The organism is Chitinophagales bacterium (genome assembly GCA_019694975.1).
Taxonomy (GTDB): domain Bacteria; phylum Bacteroidota; class Bacteroidia; order Chitinophagales; family UBA10324; genus JACCZZ01.
The window spans coordinates 200,468-219,192 of the sequence record JAIBAY010000008.1 but is presented as its reverse complement, the minus strand read 5'-3'; the positions used below and the strand labels follow the sequence as shown (position 1 = coordinate 219,192).

Sequence of the window (18,725 nt, the reverse complement as noted above, 5' to 3'; positions counted from 1 at the left end):
ACTGAATTCTACTGTTAATGACATGGCTCTTACAGTAAGATTTGCTTACTCCTTCTAAGGTCATTATTTCTTTAATATGCCCGTATATATCTTTAACCTTAGTTTTCAACTGCTAAATCCGGGTTAAATGCCGGGCACCCGCTAATAATTTTGATTCAAAATTTATACATTTGACAAACACAAAAACTAAAGATGCGCTTACGGGGCTTTGCAGGACTACTCCTAATGATTGCGTTGTGTCTGCAGACATCCAGGTCGTGTTGCCAGGCTTTAGATATTGGCATTGATGGCGGCATTACCGGATTTTTAGGCGACCTGGGTGGTGCGAACTATATCGGGAGGCCTTTCCTGTTTGATCTTGAGACGTCGTTGTTGAAGCCGGCAGGTTCGCTGCATGCACGATATTACCTGGGAGGATTATTCGCCGTCAAGGCCGGATTCACCTACACTGCTGTTGCGGGCAATGATTCGCTGATTCAACCTACTGCAGAATTTTCACCGGAATGGTACCGGTGGTACAGGAATCTGAGTTTTCAGTCAACAGTACTGGAAGGCGCACTTACAGCCGAACTGAACCTGAAAAGGTTTGAGCCGGGTTCCAAGCGTTACAGGATAGCACCATATGTTCTGGCCGGCATCGGTGTGATGCACTTTAATCCGAAGACGAGTTATAACGGAAATCTTGTAGCGTTGCAACCCCTGCATACCGAAGGGCAGGGCTTTGATTCACTTAATGTGAAACCTTATTCGCTTACGCAGGCCGTTTTCCCGGTAGGCGTAGGTCTGCGGTATAATATTTCAGAAAACCTGCTTTTTGGTTTTGAGTTCAGGAACTACTTCACTATGACTGATTATATGGATGATGTCAGTTCAAAGTATGTATCGCCGCAACAATTCTATGATAATATTTCTGACCCGAATGTTGCCGCTCTCGCCTATGAATTATCAAGAAGATCTGAAGAGAAAGATCCGGAAGAATTGTATGGCTATATAACCGCGCCGGGGCAACAACGCGGTGATGCCAATAAAGATCAGTATTTCACCATGCAGGTCTCTCTCTCCTATATTATTTTCAGCAATAGCCTGTCTTCATCAGGTTTCGGAAAACGGAACTACATCTTCGCACATAAGATCAAAAGAACGCATCAGATGTTTAACCATTCAAAAGGCAAATATTATTACAAGCGCAACAGCCGCTGATGTATAATTGATTATTTCCGTTTTTTCCGCAAAGATTGATGCTGACTTTTTACTTCCACTATCCGGGTTGTTTTTTCACCAACCAATAAGATTCAATACTTCACCTCAGTAACTAAAAATAATTTTTGCCGTGACACCAACATGCCTGACCTTATTGGGCATAACAACCAATAAAAAGGTGGTTCTCGTTTGCACGAAAACCACCTTGAAACAGCCGGTTTTTCAACCACTTAACTTAACGTCATTAACGGATCTTAGTAATCCATTCCGCCCATTCCGCCCGCTGGCATTGCCGGAGCCTTTTCTTCCTTCGGCTTATCTACTATCACGCATTCGGTAGTTAGCAACATCGAGGCGATAGACACAGCATTCTCTAATGCAACACGCGTAACCTTAGTCGGGTCGATTACACCGGCACCCAGCATTTTTTCATACACTTCCGTGCGCGCATTGAAGCCATAATCACCTTTGCCTTCCTTTACTTTCTGCACAACGATGCTTCCTTCGAGGCCGGCATTAGCGGCGATCTGACGGAGTGGTTCTTCCAGGGAGCGACGAACGATCTGAATTCCGGTTTCTTCATCTTCATTCGATGACTTCATTTTTTCCAGCGATTCAATAGCACGGATGTAAGCAACGCCACCGCCGGGAACAATACCTTCTTCCACCGCTGCACGGGTAGCATGCAATGCATCATCCACACGGGCCTTCTTTTCTTTCATCTCCATTTCAGAAGCAGCACCAATATACATTACGGCCACGCCACCGCTCAGTTTAGCAAGGCGTTCCTGCAGTTTTTCTTTATCATAGTCGCTGGTGGTGGTTTCAATCTGCGCCTTGATCTGGTTTACACGGGCAAGGATGTCGGCTTTCTTGCCGGCTCCGTTAACAATTGTAGTATTGTCCTTATCGACAACAATTTTTTCCGCTTTACCCAGATAGGTCAGCGTGGCACTTTCCAGTTTGTATCCTTGCTCTTCGCTGATAACCATACCGCCGGTTAATTTGGCAATATCTTCCAGCATTTCCTTTCTGCGGTCACCAAATCCGGGTGCCTTAACAGCAGTCACTTTGAGCGTGCCGCGAATCTTATTCACTACCAGTGTGGCAAGAGCTTCACCTTCGAGATCTTCCGCAATGATCAGTAACGGAGCGCCGGTTTGAGCCACTTTCTCAAGAATGGGCAACAAATCCTTCATGGAACTGATCTTCTTATCATAGATCAGAATATAAGGACGTTCGAGGTCAGCTTCCATCTTATCAGGATTAGTTACGAAGTAAGGAGAAAGGTATCCGCGGTCGAACTGCATTCCTTCCACGATTTCCACAGTGGTTTCCGTGCCTTTAGCCTCTTCAACCGTGATAACACCTTCCTTTTTCACTTTCGCCATTGCTTCCGCTATCAGTTTGCCGATCTCACTGTCGTTATTGGCAGAAATGGAGGCTACCTGTTCAATCTTCTTATTGTCGTTGCCGACGTTTTGAGATTGTGATTTCAAGTTTTCAATTACTTTTTCAACGGCATTGTCCATTCCGCGTTTCAGGTCCATTGGATTGGCACCTGCAGCCACATTTTTCAAGCCGGCTGTAATCATGGCCTGCGCCAACACGGTAGCCGTGGTTGTTCCGTCTCCTGCAACATCGGCAGTTTTAGAAGCAACCTCCTTCACCATCTGTGCACCCATGTTTTCAATAGGATCTTCGAGTTCAATTTCTTTCGCTACCGTTACGCCATCCTTGGTGATCAGCGGAGCACCGTATTTTTTTTCAATTACCACATTACGTCCTTTGGGACCGAGGGTAACTTTAACAGCATCAGCCAGTGAATCCACACCTTTCTTAAGGCGGTCACGGGCATCCGTGGTATAAGTGATGATCTTCGACATGTTATTACAAGTTATTTGTTGTTAAAAAATTAATTTTGATTCAATGATGAAGAATGACTGCCTTTAACATTCAAATTTGAAGTCGGGTAATCAAACTTTAAACAAGCTTAGACAATAGCAAAAATGTCTGATTCACGCATGATCAGGTATTCATCGCTATCGATGGTAATTTCTGTTCCGGCATATTTTCCGTAAAGCACCGTATCGCCGGCTTTCACCGTCATCGGTTCATCTTTCTTACCATTTCCTACAGCGATTACTTTACCCTTCATAGGCTTTTCCTTTGCTGTATCGGGAATGATGATCCCGCCCTTTGTTTTTTCTTCGGCATCCGCAGGTTTTACCAATACGCGGTCAGCCAGTGGTTTGAGGCTTACTTTTGACATAGTTATTGTTTGATTTTAAGTTTAAGGTGATTTTTCTTGAACGGCGAAGGCATTAGCATTTTATGTGCCATTGGGACAATATGGTAAGAATTGGCAGTTTAGCGAAAAAATTACAAGCAACGGCACCTGCTGATATGACAGGATTTCAGTCCCCAATTAAGATTTCAAAAAAACCGGAAACGAAAAGCAGCATTGGCAATTATCGTATGCTGATTCAAGGCACGCAATGTTATTCATAATACCTCTTAAAGATTCGGGTAATGATTGTATTAGCGTTTGCATGGAAGTTTCAGGGCAGCTCTATTTCCTATTTGGCATGAACCGGCTTTCAAAGGCACCTTTCCCACTTGTAAGCAACGTAGTTGACAATTCAGCCTTCCCTCCAAAAAAACATTTCAGAGAAACTGTTGGTACCAGTATTCTCTGAAATGTTGTCATTTGGCGTTATTGCAAACTGCCGTTATTTTGCCACAACCACTTTTGTAGCATAACTGAAACCATTGCCTTTTAGCTGCAGGCAATAGATTCCGTTAGACAGTGCAGCAGTGGTTACATCCACCCGGTTTAATCCGGCTTTATAGGTTTCAGCAATCTGGCGGATTATTCTGCCTGAAACATCAAGCAGCTGAATATTGAGTGATTCCGTGGATTTCAGGTCAAAGGCAACATTAAAATTTCCTGAAGATGGATTCGGAAATACTGATATGCCATTGATGATATGCAGAGGATCATTATCGATGCCGGTGAGTGTCTGATACCCATCAATGTCACTCTTATTTCGTGGCATAAGCTTCCAGTTGCTGAAGCTGAAATACATAATGCCGTAGATGTAGTCTAATTGCTGATTCAGTGCAAGGGAATCGAGACCAAAATCAAAGCCGATATCGTTTGAATAATCATCACACCGCATGCCGATGTTGTCCGTTGTGTTGACATCCACCGACCATTCGCCAAAGGTGCTCGGATCGTCAGGGTTTTGGTTCACTACATACACATTATTAAATCCAACAAGTGAACCTTCATATGGCTCGGTCTGATCAAAAACACCCAGCCGTACCGATTCAGTGCTCAATCCAGTATATACATCAAACAAAGGGTTACCGGAAGAAACCAGGGAATAAGTAGTACTGTCGAGATAGGTTACATTGAAATTCTCATAGATTTTCGCCTTCGTAATTTTTATCTTATCACCACGATGCAATGTGCTCAGGTTCTGCCCGCGCATAAAGATGCCACTCCATGGCCCCACACCATCCTGAATCGTTACATAACCTAGATCCAGAAATCCGGTTGTTGACATCACAATACCTTCAATATTGATATCGCTGATGGTCTTATTGGCATACACCGGTGTTCCACTGCCGGTCGGATTCCATTGAACATCTTTGATGGAATTGATGCCACTATTATTCACCCAATAGAAAGTTCCGGTAGCCAGCGAATCAGGATAATTGGCGTGGTTACCGGAATTGTCTACTGCTTTTATCCAGTAATTAACATAAACACTGTCTGTTGTGATGGCGGGAATCGTACCACTCCAGCTTGATCCGGCGCCAGACATTGCCACAGTGGAAAAAGTTGTGTTGCCTAATCCAACAGAATAGTAGAGTGTTGCGCCGGACACCGTGCCATCAACATCGGTGATGGTGGCGGAAACAGTTTGTGTTTCAGTGGTGGATGGAACAGGGTTGCTGAGCTGCAGGTTGCTGATGATAGGCGGTGCAGCGGTAACAACACCTATATCATTAAAATCCCTAGGTGAAACTGCATAAGAACAACCGGTGGTAGTAGAACAGTATTCGACAATCTGTCCGCGCACAAAGGAAATTGTTGCATTCGCATACGGGGCAACATCCCAAAGGACAGGCGTATTACTTCCTGAAGAGGTGCAAAAATTGTCACTTGTATCATTGCGCATCCAGCCCGAGACATCCCTGATCTGAATTTTATTTCCTGCCTGATCCTGAATGCTCCAGAATACCCTGCCGGTGCTGCTGCCGGTTCCATAAGAGATATCTACTACCTGCACGTTATTAAACTGCACATAGGTACCTTCCCACTGCTCTCCGGTAGTTCTTTGAATGATTTGTCCGCCGGTACCATCATTCTGGCTGAAGTCACTGATATTCACAACAGGCGGCGCAGGAATGGATTGCCCGATACCTGTAATGGACGATGCGACCGGCAAAATCAGGATTTGCGTATTACCCGGAACAGGCGCACTCGACAGTCCGAAGCTGCTAACGATACCTGTACATTTTACTTTATTACCCACCTGGAAATTATCAATAAACTGAACGTCATTATTCAAGGTATTCAGATTTGAAAGCCCTATAGCTGCAGCATCTATCAGTACATGAACACCGTTAAACGCTCCTCCTGCTGCATCCTGCAACCAGGTGCCAACGCGGCTGCCGGTAGTGCTTAAGCCATAATCACACGGATCAAATGTTACAATGCCTTCTACCTGTACCGTGTCCTTGTAATAAATGGAAGTATCAATGCCGGCTGCCAGGCTCGGAGCATCTATATACTGAAGGTCATGAATGCTGACCAATGGGTATTGTGCAAAAGAGTGCCGGAAGCACAACAGGGAAAAAGCGGCAAGGAGTAATAATTTCTTCATGTTTGTTTTGATTTTAGAAAGTTGATTTGTATTGCTGCACTAATTAATGTTCAAATTACCATGATAAAAAGGATGCACTTCCGGCATTTATTTTATCACCACAAACTGCCCCTCCTGCACCATGCTGCTGTTCAGGTCTTTTACGGAATACAGGTAAATACCCTGGCTGATGCTTTGCTTGCTTTCTGAAAGTATATCCCAGGCATGTTCACCCCCGGGCATTATCCTTTCATTGCTGTTGCCTGCATAATCGTCAAACCAACGGATATCTGAACCATTATACGTTGCCGCATCATGTTGCAGTGTAGCCACGATGTCACCCGCCAATGTGTAAATCCTGATCTCGCACTTCTGCGGGAGATTATAAAAGTAGATTTTTTTTGTTTCCGATGTCGGTCCATCCCACGCTGCAGATACCTTATAGGGATTGGGATAAACGCCGACCCTGGTTGCCTGATTTTTATCTGTAATATTATTTACATCAGTACCTGACCATACCCTGAAAGTGTTCTCTACGAAAGATGATTCCAGCGAACCCAGTTCCAGTAACGGGTCACCTTCATCAAATGCGGTGATGATAAAAACATATTGCCATCCGTTTAACAGGTTACTTAATTCAAATTTATACTGATATGCCGTTGTATCACCATCAAAATAAACGGGTGATGCGAGCCTCACTGATTCAAATCCATTGTTATAGCCGATTGCATTTCCTTCCCTGTCCCACTGCGCAATCTGGTTGGATGTATTTACCTGTTGCACATCATCGCCTGCATTGGTACGATAGATCCGGTAGCCTTCAAAATCCTGTTTCCGTGAAATGGGATCCACGGATTTTTCAGCCCCTGCATCCCAATAGATTGTCACACTTTGGGAAGCGGGTATTATTTTTACTTTGGGCGTTGCAGGCGGTGCCGGCAATATGTACCTGTCCAGCACGCCGTTGGCAATCAGGTCTTCACCGGCATCCAGCTTGCCATTTTCATTGGCATCTTCACCCAGGTATGTTCTTTTGGCCCAATCCAGGTGATCAAACAACTCACTACGTGCATATTCGGTATCCTTTTCAGGACCGGATGTTCCGCCAGTCTCCAGTTGCCTTGCGCAAACCATGGCAATAACGTACGTAAAGGATTCACCCGGTAAGACTTCAATCAGCGGTCCGGCTGAGATCAATTGCACCCGGTTCGACGGGTTCTGCAAGAAGGTGACAGTAGCAGGATCCGTAAAATCAAGCCCCTTTTTCAGTTTATCATACCGCTGCACGTCATCAACCGGCGCTCCATATTGCGAGCCATCAAAGGATTTAAAGTTCCAGAAGTTACAGTTCACTGCAGGTGCAGGAAAACCGGCTGCCGTTACGGCTGAAGCATTCTTAGGATGAATGAACTGATCACGCCATTCAATACCGAGAAACTGGGTGGCACCATAAGAATTGGTATAGCCCGGATCACCATTCACATCAAATGCATAGATGGAGGAAAGAGAATCTATGAAACCTCCGCCGCCTTTATTGAAAAAAGCCGAGCCATTATCAGTGGCCACATTTACATTTCTGATCACAAGGTCAGTCCACGTACCCAGCCAGACAGAGTCCCAGCTGTTTGATGATTGATTGGTAATGGTATAATTGAGGATAATGAAGTAATCAGCATAAGAATAGTTGTAAGCATAACATTCAAGATGCACATCAGCGCCTAACGGAAAGGTATGATCCGTAATGGGAATGGTGGTGCCGGGAACAACGGTATTTGCATCCGTGAAGTCTATCAGCATATCCTGGTGTGAAACGGCATTTACCGAGAAATAATCACTGTAGGAAAGGGTTGATCTCTGCTGAATGAGGTTACCAATTGCAGCGGTAAACTCAAACCCGGAAGCCCCTGTTGTATAACCGCTTGGCGCATCAATTGCCGCAGTGGAAACCGCTGTTTGCCCGTTTACAAGAGCGCCAATCCAAAGTCCGCCTTCAAATAAATGCTCTATACCGGAATTGATTGGATACTCCATCGATGGCTCGCCCTGCGGATCGTTTACCACATCCGGCCTTCCTATCGTTCCCGCATTGGTGACTGAAAATCCCATGTTACCCACATCAATAGTTTGCCGGTCAAAGGATGCCTGACCGGATGAAGTATGGATGAAAAGAAATGCCAGCATTACAGAGCAGAAGAGCCGCTTCATGAGACGGCGAAGGTAGAAAATCTATTCGCGGTAAAGCGATTTCAAAATTGTATTTATGTTATAAAAAGCAATTAATCCTTACCGAAGCTGCAGGAGGTGTTTTTTTGCATCTGGACCGAGGTTAAAAATCAAATCAATGATGCTTAACCCGGCCATGAAACCATGCCTGTCCTGAAAAACCTGGTAATAAGGCATAACCGTTTCTGCGGCATCAGAAATCAGGTGCTTCCCGGTATGATATCCGCTTTCCGGTTCCCGGGTTTGATGCTGAAAGTCTATATCAATATTAATATCCAAAATTTTAAAACAGATGTATAATAACTGAATGTTAAGTTCAGCGAGAAATTCTGTCTTCTCTTCAAAAAAGCGCCTGAAATGATCTTCATAATATGGAAAAAATGTACTCTTATTGTAAGCCGAACAGATACTGTTCCAGTGATGTTGCTGCCATTTGTCCGCATAGCTTATTCTTACATCTTTCAACGCTTCTTTAACGCTTCGTCCTCCTGCTACCGGCACAGAAAGCAATAGTTTCCCATTGGCTGCCCCTATATAACACCTGTTATGAAAAGAGGATTTAACAAATGATTTGCTGCCATCTGTCTTTAATTCAGTTTTGCCGATGATATCCGGAAACCATGTTAGCGGAGGCAAATAATACAAGTCCTTGACTATGGTTGTCGTACTTTCCGTTTGGTTCATACGCCAATTGAATAAGCAGGCCGAAGAAAGCAAATCTTTAACTGATAAAAGCGTATTTTTAGTAGCTCAATCATAGTGACATGCATAAGTTCCTCTTTACTTTGATCATTACCACTCTCGCAGCCATTATGGCCGGACTGCCCGCACATGGTCAGCACCTCAGGGCTTTCATGCAAAACAGCGGTTTCCTTTCTTTACAAACGGATACTCCTTATGCAGAAACATACGTTTCCATTCCCGGCAAATCCATATTGTACAAGAAAAATAGTCACGGGAAATATGAAGGAGCTGTGGAAATTACATTGCTCTACCTGCGCGACACTAATCTTGCTGTTGCTTATGACAAGTATATCCTGCACAGTCCTGAACTGGAAGACACAGCCGGTATTACTTTTAACCTGCTGGACCTGCGAAGGGTTTCGCTGCCTGATGGTGTTTATGACGTAAAGATGGAGGTGAAGGACATTAACCGTACAGAAAGCCCATTGCATCTTTCACAGGCCATTAACCTGCATTTCCGGCGCGACTCCATTGACTTCTCCAATATTGAACTGGTGGACAGCTATACACCAACAACCACCAGGAATACATTCTCTAAAAACGGCTACGACATTAAGCCTTATGCATTGAACTACTATCCTACTTCGGTTAATAAAATCTCTTTCTACAATGAAATTTACCACCTCAGCAAGTTGGTAAACGAGGAAGACGTTGTTATCACTTATGCCATTAAACACCTTCAAAGTGATCAGGTTGCCGGTGAGCTTTACCGTTTCTCCCGACAAAAAGCAGCGGCAGTAAATGTGGTCTTTTCAGAGTTTGATATTACTGATCTTCCAAGCGGCAATTTTGTATTGCAGATACAGGTAAAAAGCAGGAAAAATATTTTACTGGGTCAGCAGAGCGTTTACTTTCAGCGATCTAATAAAAATGCCGTCAGTGAATTGAACAGTATCAGCCTGCTGGATGTCAGCAAGACCTTTGTTGCACAGATAGATCCCGACTCACTGGAATTCTACACCAGTTCGCTTTCGCCGTTAGCGGAGATGTATGAACGGGAATATATCAGCGCCATCGTCAAGAAAAACGACCGCCGCCTTATGCAACAGTTCTTTTATAATTTCTGGCAGAAAAGAAATGCAACCGACCCTGAGAAAGAGTGGTCACGCTACCGTTCCATGGTTGCCTATACGGAAGACCAATATAAAACTGCCATATATCATGGATTCGAAACCGACAGAGGAAGAGTTTTTCTGCAATACGGTCCACCAAATCATATAGAAGGTTCGGACAGGGAACCAGGTGCATATCCTTATGAAATCTGGCAGTACTATAAGCTGCTGAACAACCAGTCAAATATTCACTTTGTTTTCTGTAATTCCGATCTTGTAACCAATGACTACGACCTGATTCATTCTGATGCCCTGGGTGAGCTGAACGATCCGCGCTGGAGATTTAAAGTTTACGGTACGTTTAAAGACAGTAACGGCTACCGTAACTTAGATACGCAAGGATTTCGCGATACGTGGGGAAGCCAGGTAGAGGAAAATTACAACCGTTAATTTATTATGGATGAATGTTATTCCTGCAGGCTTTTATACCATTATGACAACCGGTGTACAGTTTTAAAGTGCTAATAAGAATCGGTTTCTTTCAGTAATGGCTGCAATGCTCTTATTCTTTAATAATATGCTGTAAGAGAATTCTGAAACCGCAGCATGTTGCTGCCATCTTGCCGGCAATTATATGATCCTCAGTTCATCGTAAAAGTACTTGCCGTTTTACATAGAACTTTCAATTGCAAAATCCTGCCAAACCCGGATTTAAAACTGTTTCCCCCCGGGATGTTTCTGCGGCAAAGCATGAAACTTATGAGGTATGTCCTGCACTAAATTGTAAAATGCGGATTTGATAAACCTACAACTTTCTTTCACAACCAATACCTTTACGCTTAGTCAAACTTAATGATGGGTAACTGGTCAAAAACTGCTGTAGTCATCTTATGCTGGAACGGGCGGAAATATTTAGAATCATTTCTTCCTTCGCTGCTGCAATTTCAAACGGATGATACAGACATTGTTGTGGCAGACAATGCATCAACCGATGATTCAGTTGCTTTCCTGCAAATGAATTTTCCGGGTGTGAAGATTATTTCACTTAAAAAAAATTACGGCTTCGCGGAAGGATATAACCAGGCGATCCGTAAAATTGATTCGGAGTATATTGTTTTAATGAACCAGGATGTTGCAGTAAGTCATAACTGGCTGGCACCCCTGACAGCGCTCTTGGAGTCTGATCAAGATATTGGCGCCGTTCATCCGCGCATCCATGCACAACTTCAACCACAACAATTTGAGTATGCCGGCGCTGCCGGAGGCTGGATTGATAAATACGGATATACATTTTGCCGCGGCCGTGTTTTTGATGTTACAGAAGAAGATCATGAACAGTTTGCCCGGGACGCCGAGGTCTTCTGGGCTTCGGGTGCCTGCATGCTGGTACGGAAAAAAGTGTATGAATCGCTCGGCGGTCTTGATGGCACTTTCTTCGCACACATGGAAGAGATTGATTTCTGCTGGAGATTGAAAAATGCAGGTTACAAAGTAATGTATTGTGCCGGTGCCACCGTGTTTCATCTTGGCGGAGGCAGTTTACCGAAGAATAATCCGTTCAAAACCTATCTGAATTTCCGTAATAACCTGCTGATGATAGCGAAGAATCTTCAGCATAAAAGATGGCGCACGCTGCTGACAAGAATATTATTGGATCAACTGGCGGCATGCAGGTTTTTAGTTACGCTGCAGACCGGAGATTTTATGGCGATTCAGAAAGCACACTGGTACTTCATCACGCATCTGCACGAGATCAACAGGCAGCGGCCCAGCTCCCAAACACCGTTTTTATCCATGACCGGTGTTTACAATGGTTCTATTGTGTGGGACTATTTTGTAAAGAAGAAAAAAACATTCAGGGATATCGTACAGACATAAGAATCTGCCTCAGCTCATTCCACGAAATATCTCACAGCCATTTCATATCCCTTCAGTCCGAACCCTGCAATCAGGCCTTTGCATTTTCCCGAAAGCATGGATTGCCGGCGGTATTCTTCTCTTGCATATGGATTGGAAATGTGCACTTCTATCACCGGCGATTTAATGGCGGCTATGGCATCACCGATGGCAACGGATGTATGCGTATAACCACCTGCATTCAGGATGATGCCATCGCAGGTGAAGCCTGCGGCCTGCAGCTTATTGATAATCTCGCCTTCCACATTGCTTTGATAAAAAGTGAGCGAATGGTGTGGATACTTACCCGATAATTCCGTAAAATAATCTTCAAAAGTCCGGTTGCCATAGATCTCCGGTTCACGTTTTCCCAGCAGATTGAGGTTAGGCCCGTTTATGATCAGAATATCCATTGTGGAAAAAGTTATGAGCAGTATTATGGAGGAAATAGGAATTTTGTAAAGATAGGATTTATGCTTTGGGTATAGAAGGAAACGGGAATGAATCCGGAAGTTAAAGCCTGAAAATTATTTCCAGCTGCACACCGGGCAGTCAATCGGCATCAAACCGGAACATCAACTCAGCATTATGGATTGGCATACTACTATAAAAGGATTCAGAGCCTATCTGCAACTGGAGCGTTCGCTGTCTGCAAATTCAGTGGAAGCCTATCAGCATGATGTTGAACTGCTCCGGCAATTTATGCAGATGCAACAACAACTGCCTCCGGAACAGGTACAGTTTGAAAACCTTCAGCAGTTCATCCATTTCATCAATGAGCTTGGTATGGGTGATCAGTCGCAGGCTCGTATCCTTTCCGGCATCAGGGCATTTTACAAATACCTGATGATGGAAGACCTTGTTTCCAATGATCCCACGCTCCTGCTCGAAGGACCAAAACTAAAGCGGAAACTGCCTGATGTGCTGCACCTGCAGGAAATCAACACGATGCTGGCTGCCATAGATCACAGCAAAGCAGACGGCATCCGCAACCGGGCCATCGTGGAAACACTCTATGGCTGTGGTTTGCGTGTGACGGAGTTAGTGGAACTCAGGATTTCAAATCTCTACTTTGATGTTGGCTTCATCAAAGTTACAGGCAAAGGAGATAAGGAACGCCTGGTTCCTGTCGGTGAAGAAGCTGTTAAACATATCAATTACTACCGTGAAGGTGTACGCAACCATTTATCGGTTAAACCGGGATTCGAGGATTTTATTTTCCTGAACCGCAGCGGGAAAAAGCTCTCACGTGTGTATGTCTTTATGATGATTAAAGCGCTGGCGGAAAAAGCCGGAATAAAAAAGTCGATCAGTCCGCATACCTTCCGCCACTCCTTTGCCACACACCTGATTGAAGGCGGCGCTGACCTGCGTGCCGTGCAGGAAATGCTGGGCCATGCATCCATCACAACCACTGAAATCTACACCCATCTAGACAGGGATTATCTGCGGCAAACTTTACTGCAGTTTCATCCGAGGTACAAATAAATTTAGATGCAGAACTTCGTACGTAAATGAAACTACTTGTTATTAAAACAATGCCCTTCCCATCCTTTCGAAAATACGCCGGTTGTATGTCTGAACTTCCTTTACTGTTTCTTTCCGAAAGCAATTTTATGCTCTTCACCTTTCAGTAAGCGCCGGATATTCAGCCGGTGCGTATAAAGAATAATGCAGGGAATGGCAATGGCAAATGCAAGAACAGGCCATTGCCGCACATGGCCATAGAATATAATCACCACAGGAAATGTTATTGCAGCCAGTATCGATCCCAGTGAAACATAACGTGTCAGCAAAAAAATAATGATGAATACCATCACGCATGCCAGTGCGGCTACAGGAAAAACAGAAATACCCACACCGAATAATGTGGCAACACCCTTGCCTCCTTTAAACCGAAGATATACCGGAAAGATATGTCCGACAGCTGCAGTTATGCCAAGTGCCAGTTCATAAAAGATAAAGTTATCCGAATCAAATGGAATGCCTCCAAGATAGTAAGCCAGTGAAACAGCAATACTGCCTTTAACGATGTCGAGAAACAAGACAATAATACCAGCCTGTGTTCCCAATACGCGAAACGTATTAGTAGCCCCGGCATTGCCGCTGCCATATTTCCGCACATCCTTTCCATAGAAAAGCAGGCCTGTCCACACCGAAAAAGGAATGGCACCGATAAGGTAAGCAAGCACAAAAGCAATGATGAATTCGTAATTCAAAAGATTGCGTTGTTTTGTTGTTTAAAATAAAAAAGCTGAATGCTTTGATGCTGCCTTGTACCATGTATTACTCTTCACCCGCCAGGAATTTCATGCGGTTCACAAATGTATTCTTCTTGTTTTCCGAACCGGGATTATACTGGTAGCTCTTACCGTCTTTTGTTTCACTTCTTCGCTTATCAGGATTAATGTTCACCAATGCTTCATTAAATGATTGTTCGCCCGCAACAATCTGCATATTGCCTGCCGCATAGTAAAAGTAATACCAGAAGTCTTCATCTCCTGCAGGAATGTACAGGTTGAGATAATCTCCGCTGCGCTTAAATCCTAATTCAATATAGCCCGGTACCACGCGTGCAACAGACTGACCATCCACAAAGGCAAGGCTGAATGGTTTAATATTGTAGAAGGCCTTGCTGGTTTTGTCCCAGCGCAACTCCACGTCTGATAAAAAAATGGTGTAAGGAAGTGCTTCACTCTTTACCAGGTTACCGGATGCGTTAAAACCATCATTGAATGCTTTCTCCTTTTGCGGGTCAATTAATTCAGGCAGCGCTTTCTGAAACACATCAGAAGAATAATCGGCGTCGGGTTCATCGTAGTTGCCTTGCAAAACAGATTTAGACATCATGCTCATGAGGTCTTTGTCGAGATCAAACCGGATACCAAGTGCCACCTGGAAAACCGGGCTGTTTTTATTGACGTCCGTAGTGACCTGCCCGGCACTGGCAATATCCACCATGCCATAGTTCAGTCCGAAATTCATCTTTCCCTCTGCCTTCACTTTACCGGTTACATCGTTATACCGCAACACATTGCCGCGATCAGCTTCATTCAGAATTTTGTTGGCATCACCCGCAACAAATTCCTTTGTCTTTTCATCATAGAAGACAATACCATTTGCCACAAACAGATTTTTATCCCTCGAGCTTTTCTTGGCATTAAAGAAAGAAGTATACAGGTCGGATGAGTCCGCATCGAACACCATTCCTGCAGTCATCGGCTTGTGTGACTCATTTTCGGGATCGGAATATTTAACATAGCCGGAATCCTTATTCATGTAGTTATCAATTGAAAACCACTCCGCCTTCACTTTTGGATTACTGATATCAAGCCGCGCATACCCTTTGAATTCCACCGGCTCTGTGTTGGATGCGATGTTCACTTTTCCTTTATAAAATATTTTGGGCAAGAGTGTAAATTTTTGTGATGAATCCACCACGCCTTTGGCATAAACATGATAGTTTACTTTGGTGGAATCATTGAATACGCCGATATCATCCATCCAGATTTTCTGGCCTTTACCGGTTTTATTTAGATAGGAATAGATGCCGGATGCTTTCAAACTGTTTTTGCCATAGATATTCGCCGACACGCTGTCAAACCTGTGATATTCATCAATCGTATCCATTATGATTTTGGCACGGTTTAATGTTCTCATTCTCGCTTCGGCTTCTATCACCACCTTACCACTGTCAGGATATACGCGCGCATCCGCCACATCAATGTAAGGAACCTTATTAATCCGCAAAATGAAGTTCTGCATATCATAGGTGGCTGTACTACCCGTAAATGAAAGCGAATCCTGGTCGGCTTTAACAGAAGTAAAGTCCGCCACAGAACCTTCGGGCGCTACAAATGTCATCCGTTTTTTATCCATCTCCCATTTGAATTGATTGATGGAGGTACGGTATTCATTATATGGAAACAGCGTGGAAATATCATCCGTATTGGACTTGAATGTGCCAAGCCGTTTATCAAAATCAATAGTCGCGCTTACATCACTCGTTTTGAGTGCAAACTTCTTCGGATCCAGCGATTTGATAGTAAAATCGGCTGAGTCTGCCTTCATCTTATTTCGTCCGAAATCAATATCAGCCGCCGACAGTGTGGCATCACTCCAGTCGACATTTCCACTACCGGAAAGACCTGTAGATTGCAAAACCAATGCACCGCGTAAGGTAGTCTGCTGATCAAAGATTTTAAAGGGAACTGAATCCATCTTCACTACCATGGAGTCGTTATAAGGGATCCAATGGATATAATCTCTTAAGCCGGTTACATCCGGATACTCCACGCCATTGAGCATAGTTGATTGTATTCGGAAGGAATCAGACTTTGCATTAAGCGAGTCGGGATAAAAAATAATTTCTTTAGCGGTACTCACGGAAGAAAGAAATTTAAAAGTGCCTTTACCGCGAAGGCCTGTATTGTCGAGCGAAAGCTGATTGCTGAAAGTACCCTTACCGCCATATAATGCGAGATCAGTCTTCTTTACCCTGAAGCCCAGCGACAGATCCGGCTGTATGCTGATGCGCTCATTCATTTCAGGAAAGATACCGCCTGAAACAAGTTTCCCATTGAATCCAACTGACAGGGTCCTGAACTTGTTGAGCGAATCAAATTCAAATGGCTCAAGCTGAAAATAAAATTTATCCCTGTCATAAACACCACCCATAGTGCGCGGCTGATCATAATAAACATAAGATGGCTGTGTGGTGGTTAGAATCGGGTATTGCTTGTTGCGTGCACGGCCTGAACGGTTATTCGTGGCATCTATCTGCAGGTTACCGGTTACTTTTTCAATCACACTTTTTATTGGTCCCACTGCAGGTTTTCCCGTTTCATCCATTTTACCGGTCGGAATATTGATCAGCACAGAATCAACCGTGGAGAGTTCGATCTTAAAATCATCGTAGTCGAAGCTGAATCCGTCGCCCGACATGTCAAGCCGGCCGGCGAACATCATGCCGCTGAAATCCATATCCCTGTTCTGCCTGGCGGTAACCACTTTGCCCCTTGGAAACACCACTACAAAATTTGAATCACTCAGGGCGATGTCATTTACACCACGCAATTGCATATTCATGCTGCGCATATCAATCTCGGCATTCACACTGTCTGTTTTCGAATCAATCCTGATGTTGTCATAATCCGTCTTGTTCCGTTTCGCATCGATGTAATGAAACGTTTTATACCGCACCGTTACCAACTCCTTCTGATCATCATAATCAATAAAACCATCTTCCACGAGTTTATAGAGAATTCCTTTTATAGTTTGCGCGGAATATTTAGGTCCGAGCTTCCTGGCGAGGTCTTCTGTTGTAAATTGTTTCTCGCCCGTAGTTTCCACAATGCTCCTGAGCTTTTCAATAATGTTATAATCGGCAATGTTCTGAAACTTTTCCATTTTACCGGCTGAATAATAATCGAATGACTCAAGCACCACTTCACTCTGACCGGATTGTGAAATGTTCCGCAGGTAAAGTGTCGGTTCATTCATATCCCAGAAAACCACATCAGGCGATATTTCAAGCTTATGGTAAAAATCATAGAAAGGAGATTTTTCGATGCCGTTTTTGCCGCGAAAAAGATAGAGTTCTCTTTTCTCGCTGTTATACCGCAGCGTAAGCCCGCCATGCATGATTGAATCCTTTCCCAGCAGCAGCTTCACTTCCGCCTGTGCCGCATTTATTTCTTTGTCTTTGTTGATCTGAAAGTTGACAGACTTGGCTACCACACCCAGCAGCTTATCGTAACGGAAGATCTTGATCATTGCCTTCTGATCTGCCGTACCGTTGGCATTCATCTTGGCGCCCTGTAACGAAACACCGCCATAAAGCTTCACATGCGGTGCGATATTGTCGAAGAGCAGGTCCTTCCTGTAAGATTCAAATCTCGGGAATGTGGTTGTTTCAGGATCGGTGAATGATAACAGCCGGTCAGAAAATTTACCGGTGATATTTTTTTTATCATAGGCTTCATAAAATAACCGCGCCGAATCAGCACTGTAATCCGATTGCCTGCAATCAATCGTATAATTCCTGAATGTCACATAAACTTCATCGGTACCAAAACCAACGCGTGTCCAGTCAGCTCTGCCTTTAATGCCCTGCCATTTGTTTTCCATAGGGAAGTAGCTGCCACCCGTGCCTTCAATCCGTAACGAATCCTTTGCAGTGATGCCGATTATTGTGCAGTCATCAATTTTCAGCACCGGATTATCATTCACCATTTGCAACTCAAATATATCGCCGTCAAATTTCCAGGTACGCCCTTCTGAAATATATAATGCATGACGGGAGAACAGCGCATTTGAAAAGTCGAGATACTGTTCATACCGCTTGTTATTACCCTGCCGTTGCGTGCTTATGACGCTTGCGGTTACTTCTTGCCAGGCATCAAACAAGTCATCCTCCTGCTTCAACAATTTGAAAGCTGCGGTTGCCGCGAAGAATTTCTGAAAATAAGGAGTTACCAGCATCTTACGTTCCCGCATGGCAACAGCCAGCGCAATAATATCTGCCTGCTGTGAGCCTGAAAACTGCGGCCATGCATCCTGTAGTACGCCTGCTGTTTGCTGGCAGTCAACACGCTTGGTATCTGAAAGCATTTGCGTTGCCTGCTTGATGAATACAGCGGGATCTGATGAAAATTCGCTGGCGGATTGCGCTACAGCATACCGTGAAAGTGACAGCAAAATCAAAAATAACAGGACAACCCGATGCATCTTA

The 18,725-nt window shown here is 44.2% G+C and carries 12 protein-coding genes; 4 read left to right on the top strand and 8 right to left on the bottom strand.

The features are described from left to right. Positions 1 to 225: 225 nt before the first annotated feature. Positions 226 to 1,200 (top strand): hypothetical protein, encoded by a 975-nt coding sequence (locus K1X61_14365; GenBank protein MBX7109832.1) that lies wholly within the window; start codon positions 226 to 228, stop codon positions 1,198 to 1,200. A gap of 254 nt (positions 1,201 to 1,454) precedes the next feature. On the opposite strand, the gene groL is transcribed toward K1X61_14365, so the two are convergent. The 5 genes from groL to K1X61_14340 form a co-directional block, all read right to left on the bottom strand. Then, positions 1,455 to 3,086, bottom strand: a complete 1,632-nt coding sequence (gene groL / locus K1X61_14360; protein MBX7109831.1) for a chaperonin GroEL — start codon at positions 3,084 to 3,086, stop codon at positions 1,455 to 1,457. Positions 3,087 to 3,193: 107 nt separating this feature from the next. After that, positions 3,194 to 3,472 (bottom strand): co-chaperone GroES, encoded by a 279-nt coding sequence (locus K1X61_14355; protein MBX7109830.1) that lies wholly within the window; start codon positions 3,470 to 3,472, stop codon positions 3,194 to 3,196. Positions 3,473 to 3,932: 460 nt separating this feature from the next. Continuing rightward, the gene (locus K1X61_14350; GenBank protein ID MBX7109829.1) at positions 3,933 to 6,098 is read right to left on the bottom strand and encodes a T9SS type A sorting domain-containing protein; all 2,166 of its coding nucleotides are present in this window, start codon (positions 6,096 to 6,098) and stop codon (positions 3,933 to 3,935) included. A gap of 87 nt (positions 6,099 to 6,185) precedes the next feature. Next, on the bottom strand, positions 6,186 to 8,282 hold the full coding sequence (locus K1X61_14345; GenBank protein MBX7109828.1) for a hypothetical protein: 2,097 nt from the start codon (positions 8,280 to 8,282) through the stop codon (positions 6,186 to 6,188). 78 nt (positions 8,283 to 8,360) lie between these two features. Beyond that, positions 8,361 to 8,984: a WbqC family protein gene (locus tag K1X61_14340; protein MBX7109827.1), complete on the bottom strand. Its 624-nt coding sequence runs from the start codon at positions 8,982 to 8,984 to the stop codon at positions 8,361 to 8,363. Between the two features lie 80 nt (positions 8,985 to 9,064). On the opposite strand from K1X61_14340, the gene K1X61_14335 reads away from it, so the two are divergent. Both K1X61_14335 and K1X61_14330 read left to right on the top strand, forming a co-directional pair. Continuing rightward, positions 9,065 to 10,546 (top strand): GWxTD domain-containing protein, encoded by a 1,482-nt coding sequence (locus K1X61_14335; GenBank protein ID MBX7109826.1) that lies wholly within the window; start codon positions 9,065 to 9,067, stop codon positions 10,544 to 10,546. Positions 10,547 to 10,951: 405 nt separating this feature from the next. After that, positions 10,952 to 11,974, top strand: a complete 1,023-nt coding sequence (locus K1X61_14330; protein ID MBX7109825.1) for a glycosyltransferase family 2 protein — start codon at positions 10,952 to 10,954, stop codon at positions 11,972 to 11,974. A gap of 14 nt (positions 11,975 to 11,988) precedes the next feature. Here the strand turns inward: K1X61_14330 and aroQ are convergent, their stop codons facing one another. Then, positions 11,989 to 12,405, bottom strand: coding sequence for a type II 3-dehydroquinate dehydratase (gene aroQ / locus K1X61_14325; GenBank protein MBX7109824.1), 417 nt, complete (start codon positions 12,403 to 12,405; stop codon positions 11,989 to 11,991). Between the two features lie 175 nt (positions 12,406 to 12,580). Here aroQ and xerD point away from each other — a divergent pair, with 175 nt between their 5' ends. Next, on the top strand, positions 12,581 to 13,480 hold the full coding sequence (xerD, locus tag K1X61_14320; GenBank protein ID MBX7109823.1) for a site-specific tyrosine recombinase XerD: 900 nt from the start codon (positions 12,581 to 12,583) through the stop codon (positions 13,478 to 13,480). 101 nt (positions 13,481 to 13,581) lie between these two features. Here xerD and plsY read toward each other — a convergent pair whose 3' ends face one another. Both plsY and K1X61_14310 read right to left on the bottom strand, forming a co-directional pair. Further along, the gene (gene plsY, locus K1X61_14315; protein MBX7109822.1) at positions 13,582 to 14,211 is read right to left on the bottom strand and encodes a glycerol-3-phosphate 1-O-acyltransferase PlsY; all 630 of its coding nucleotides are present in this window, start codon (positions 14,209 to 14,211) and stop codon (positions 13,582 to 13,584) included. Between the two features lie 67 nt (positions 14,212 to 14,278). Then, a complete protein-coding gene (locus tag K1X61_14310; GenBank protein ID MBX7109821.1) occupies positions 14,279 to 18,721 on the bottom strand; it encodes a hypothetical protein in 4,443 nt (1,480 codons plus the stop codon). Positions 18,722 to 18,725: the final 4 nt, after the last annotated feature.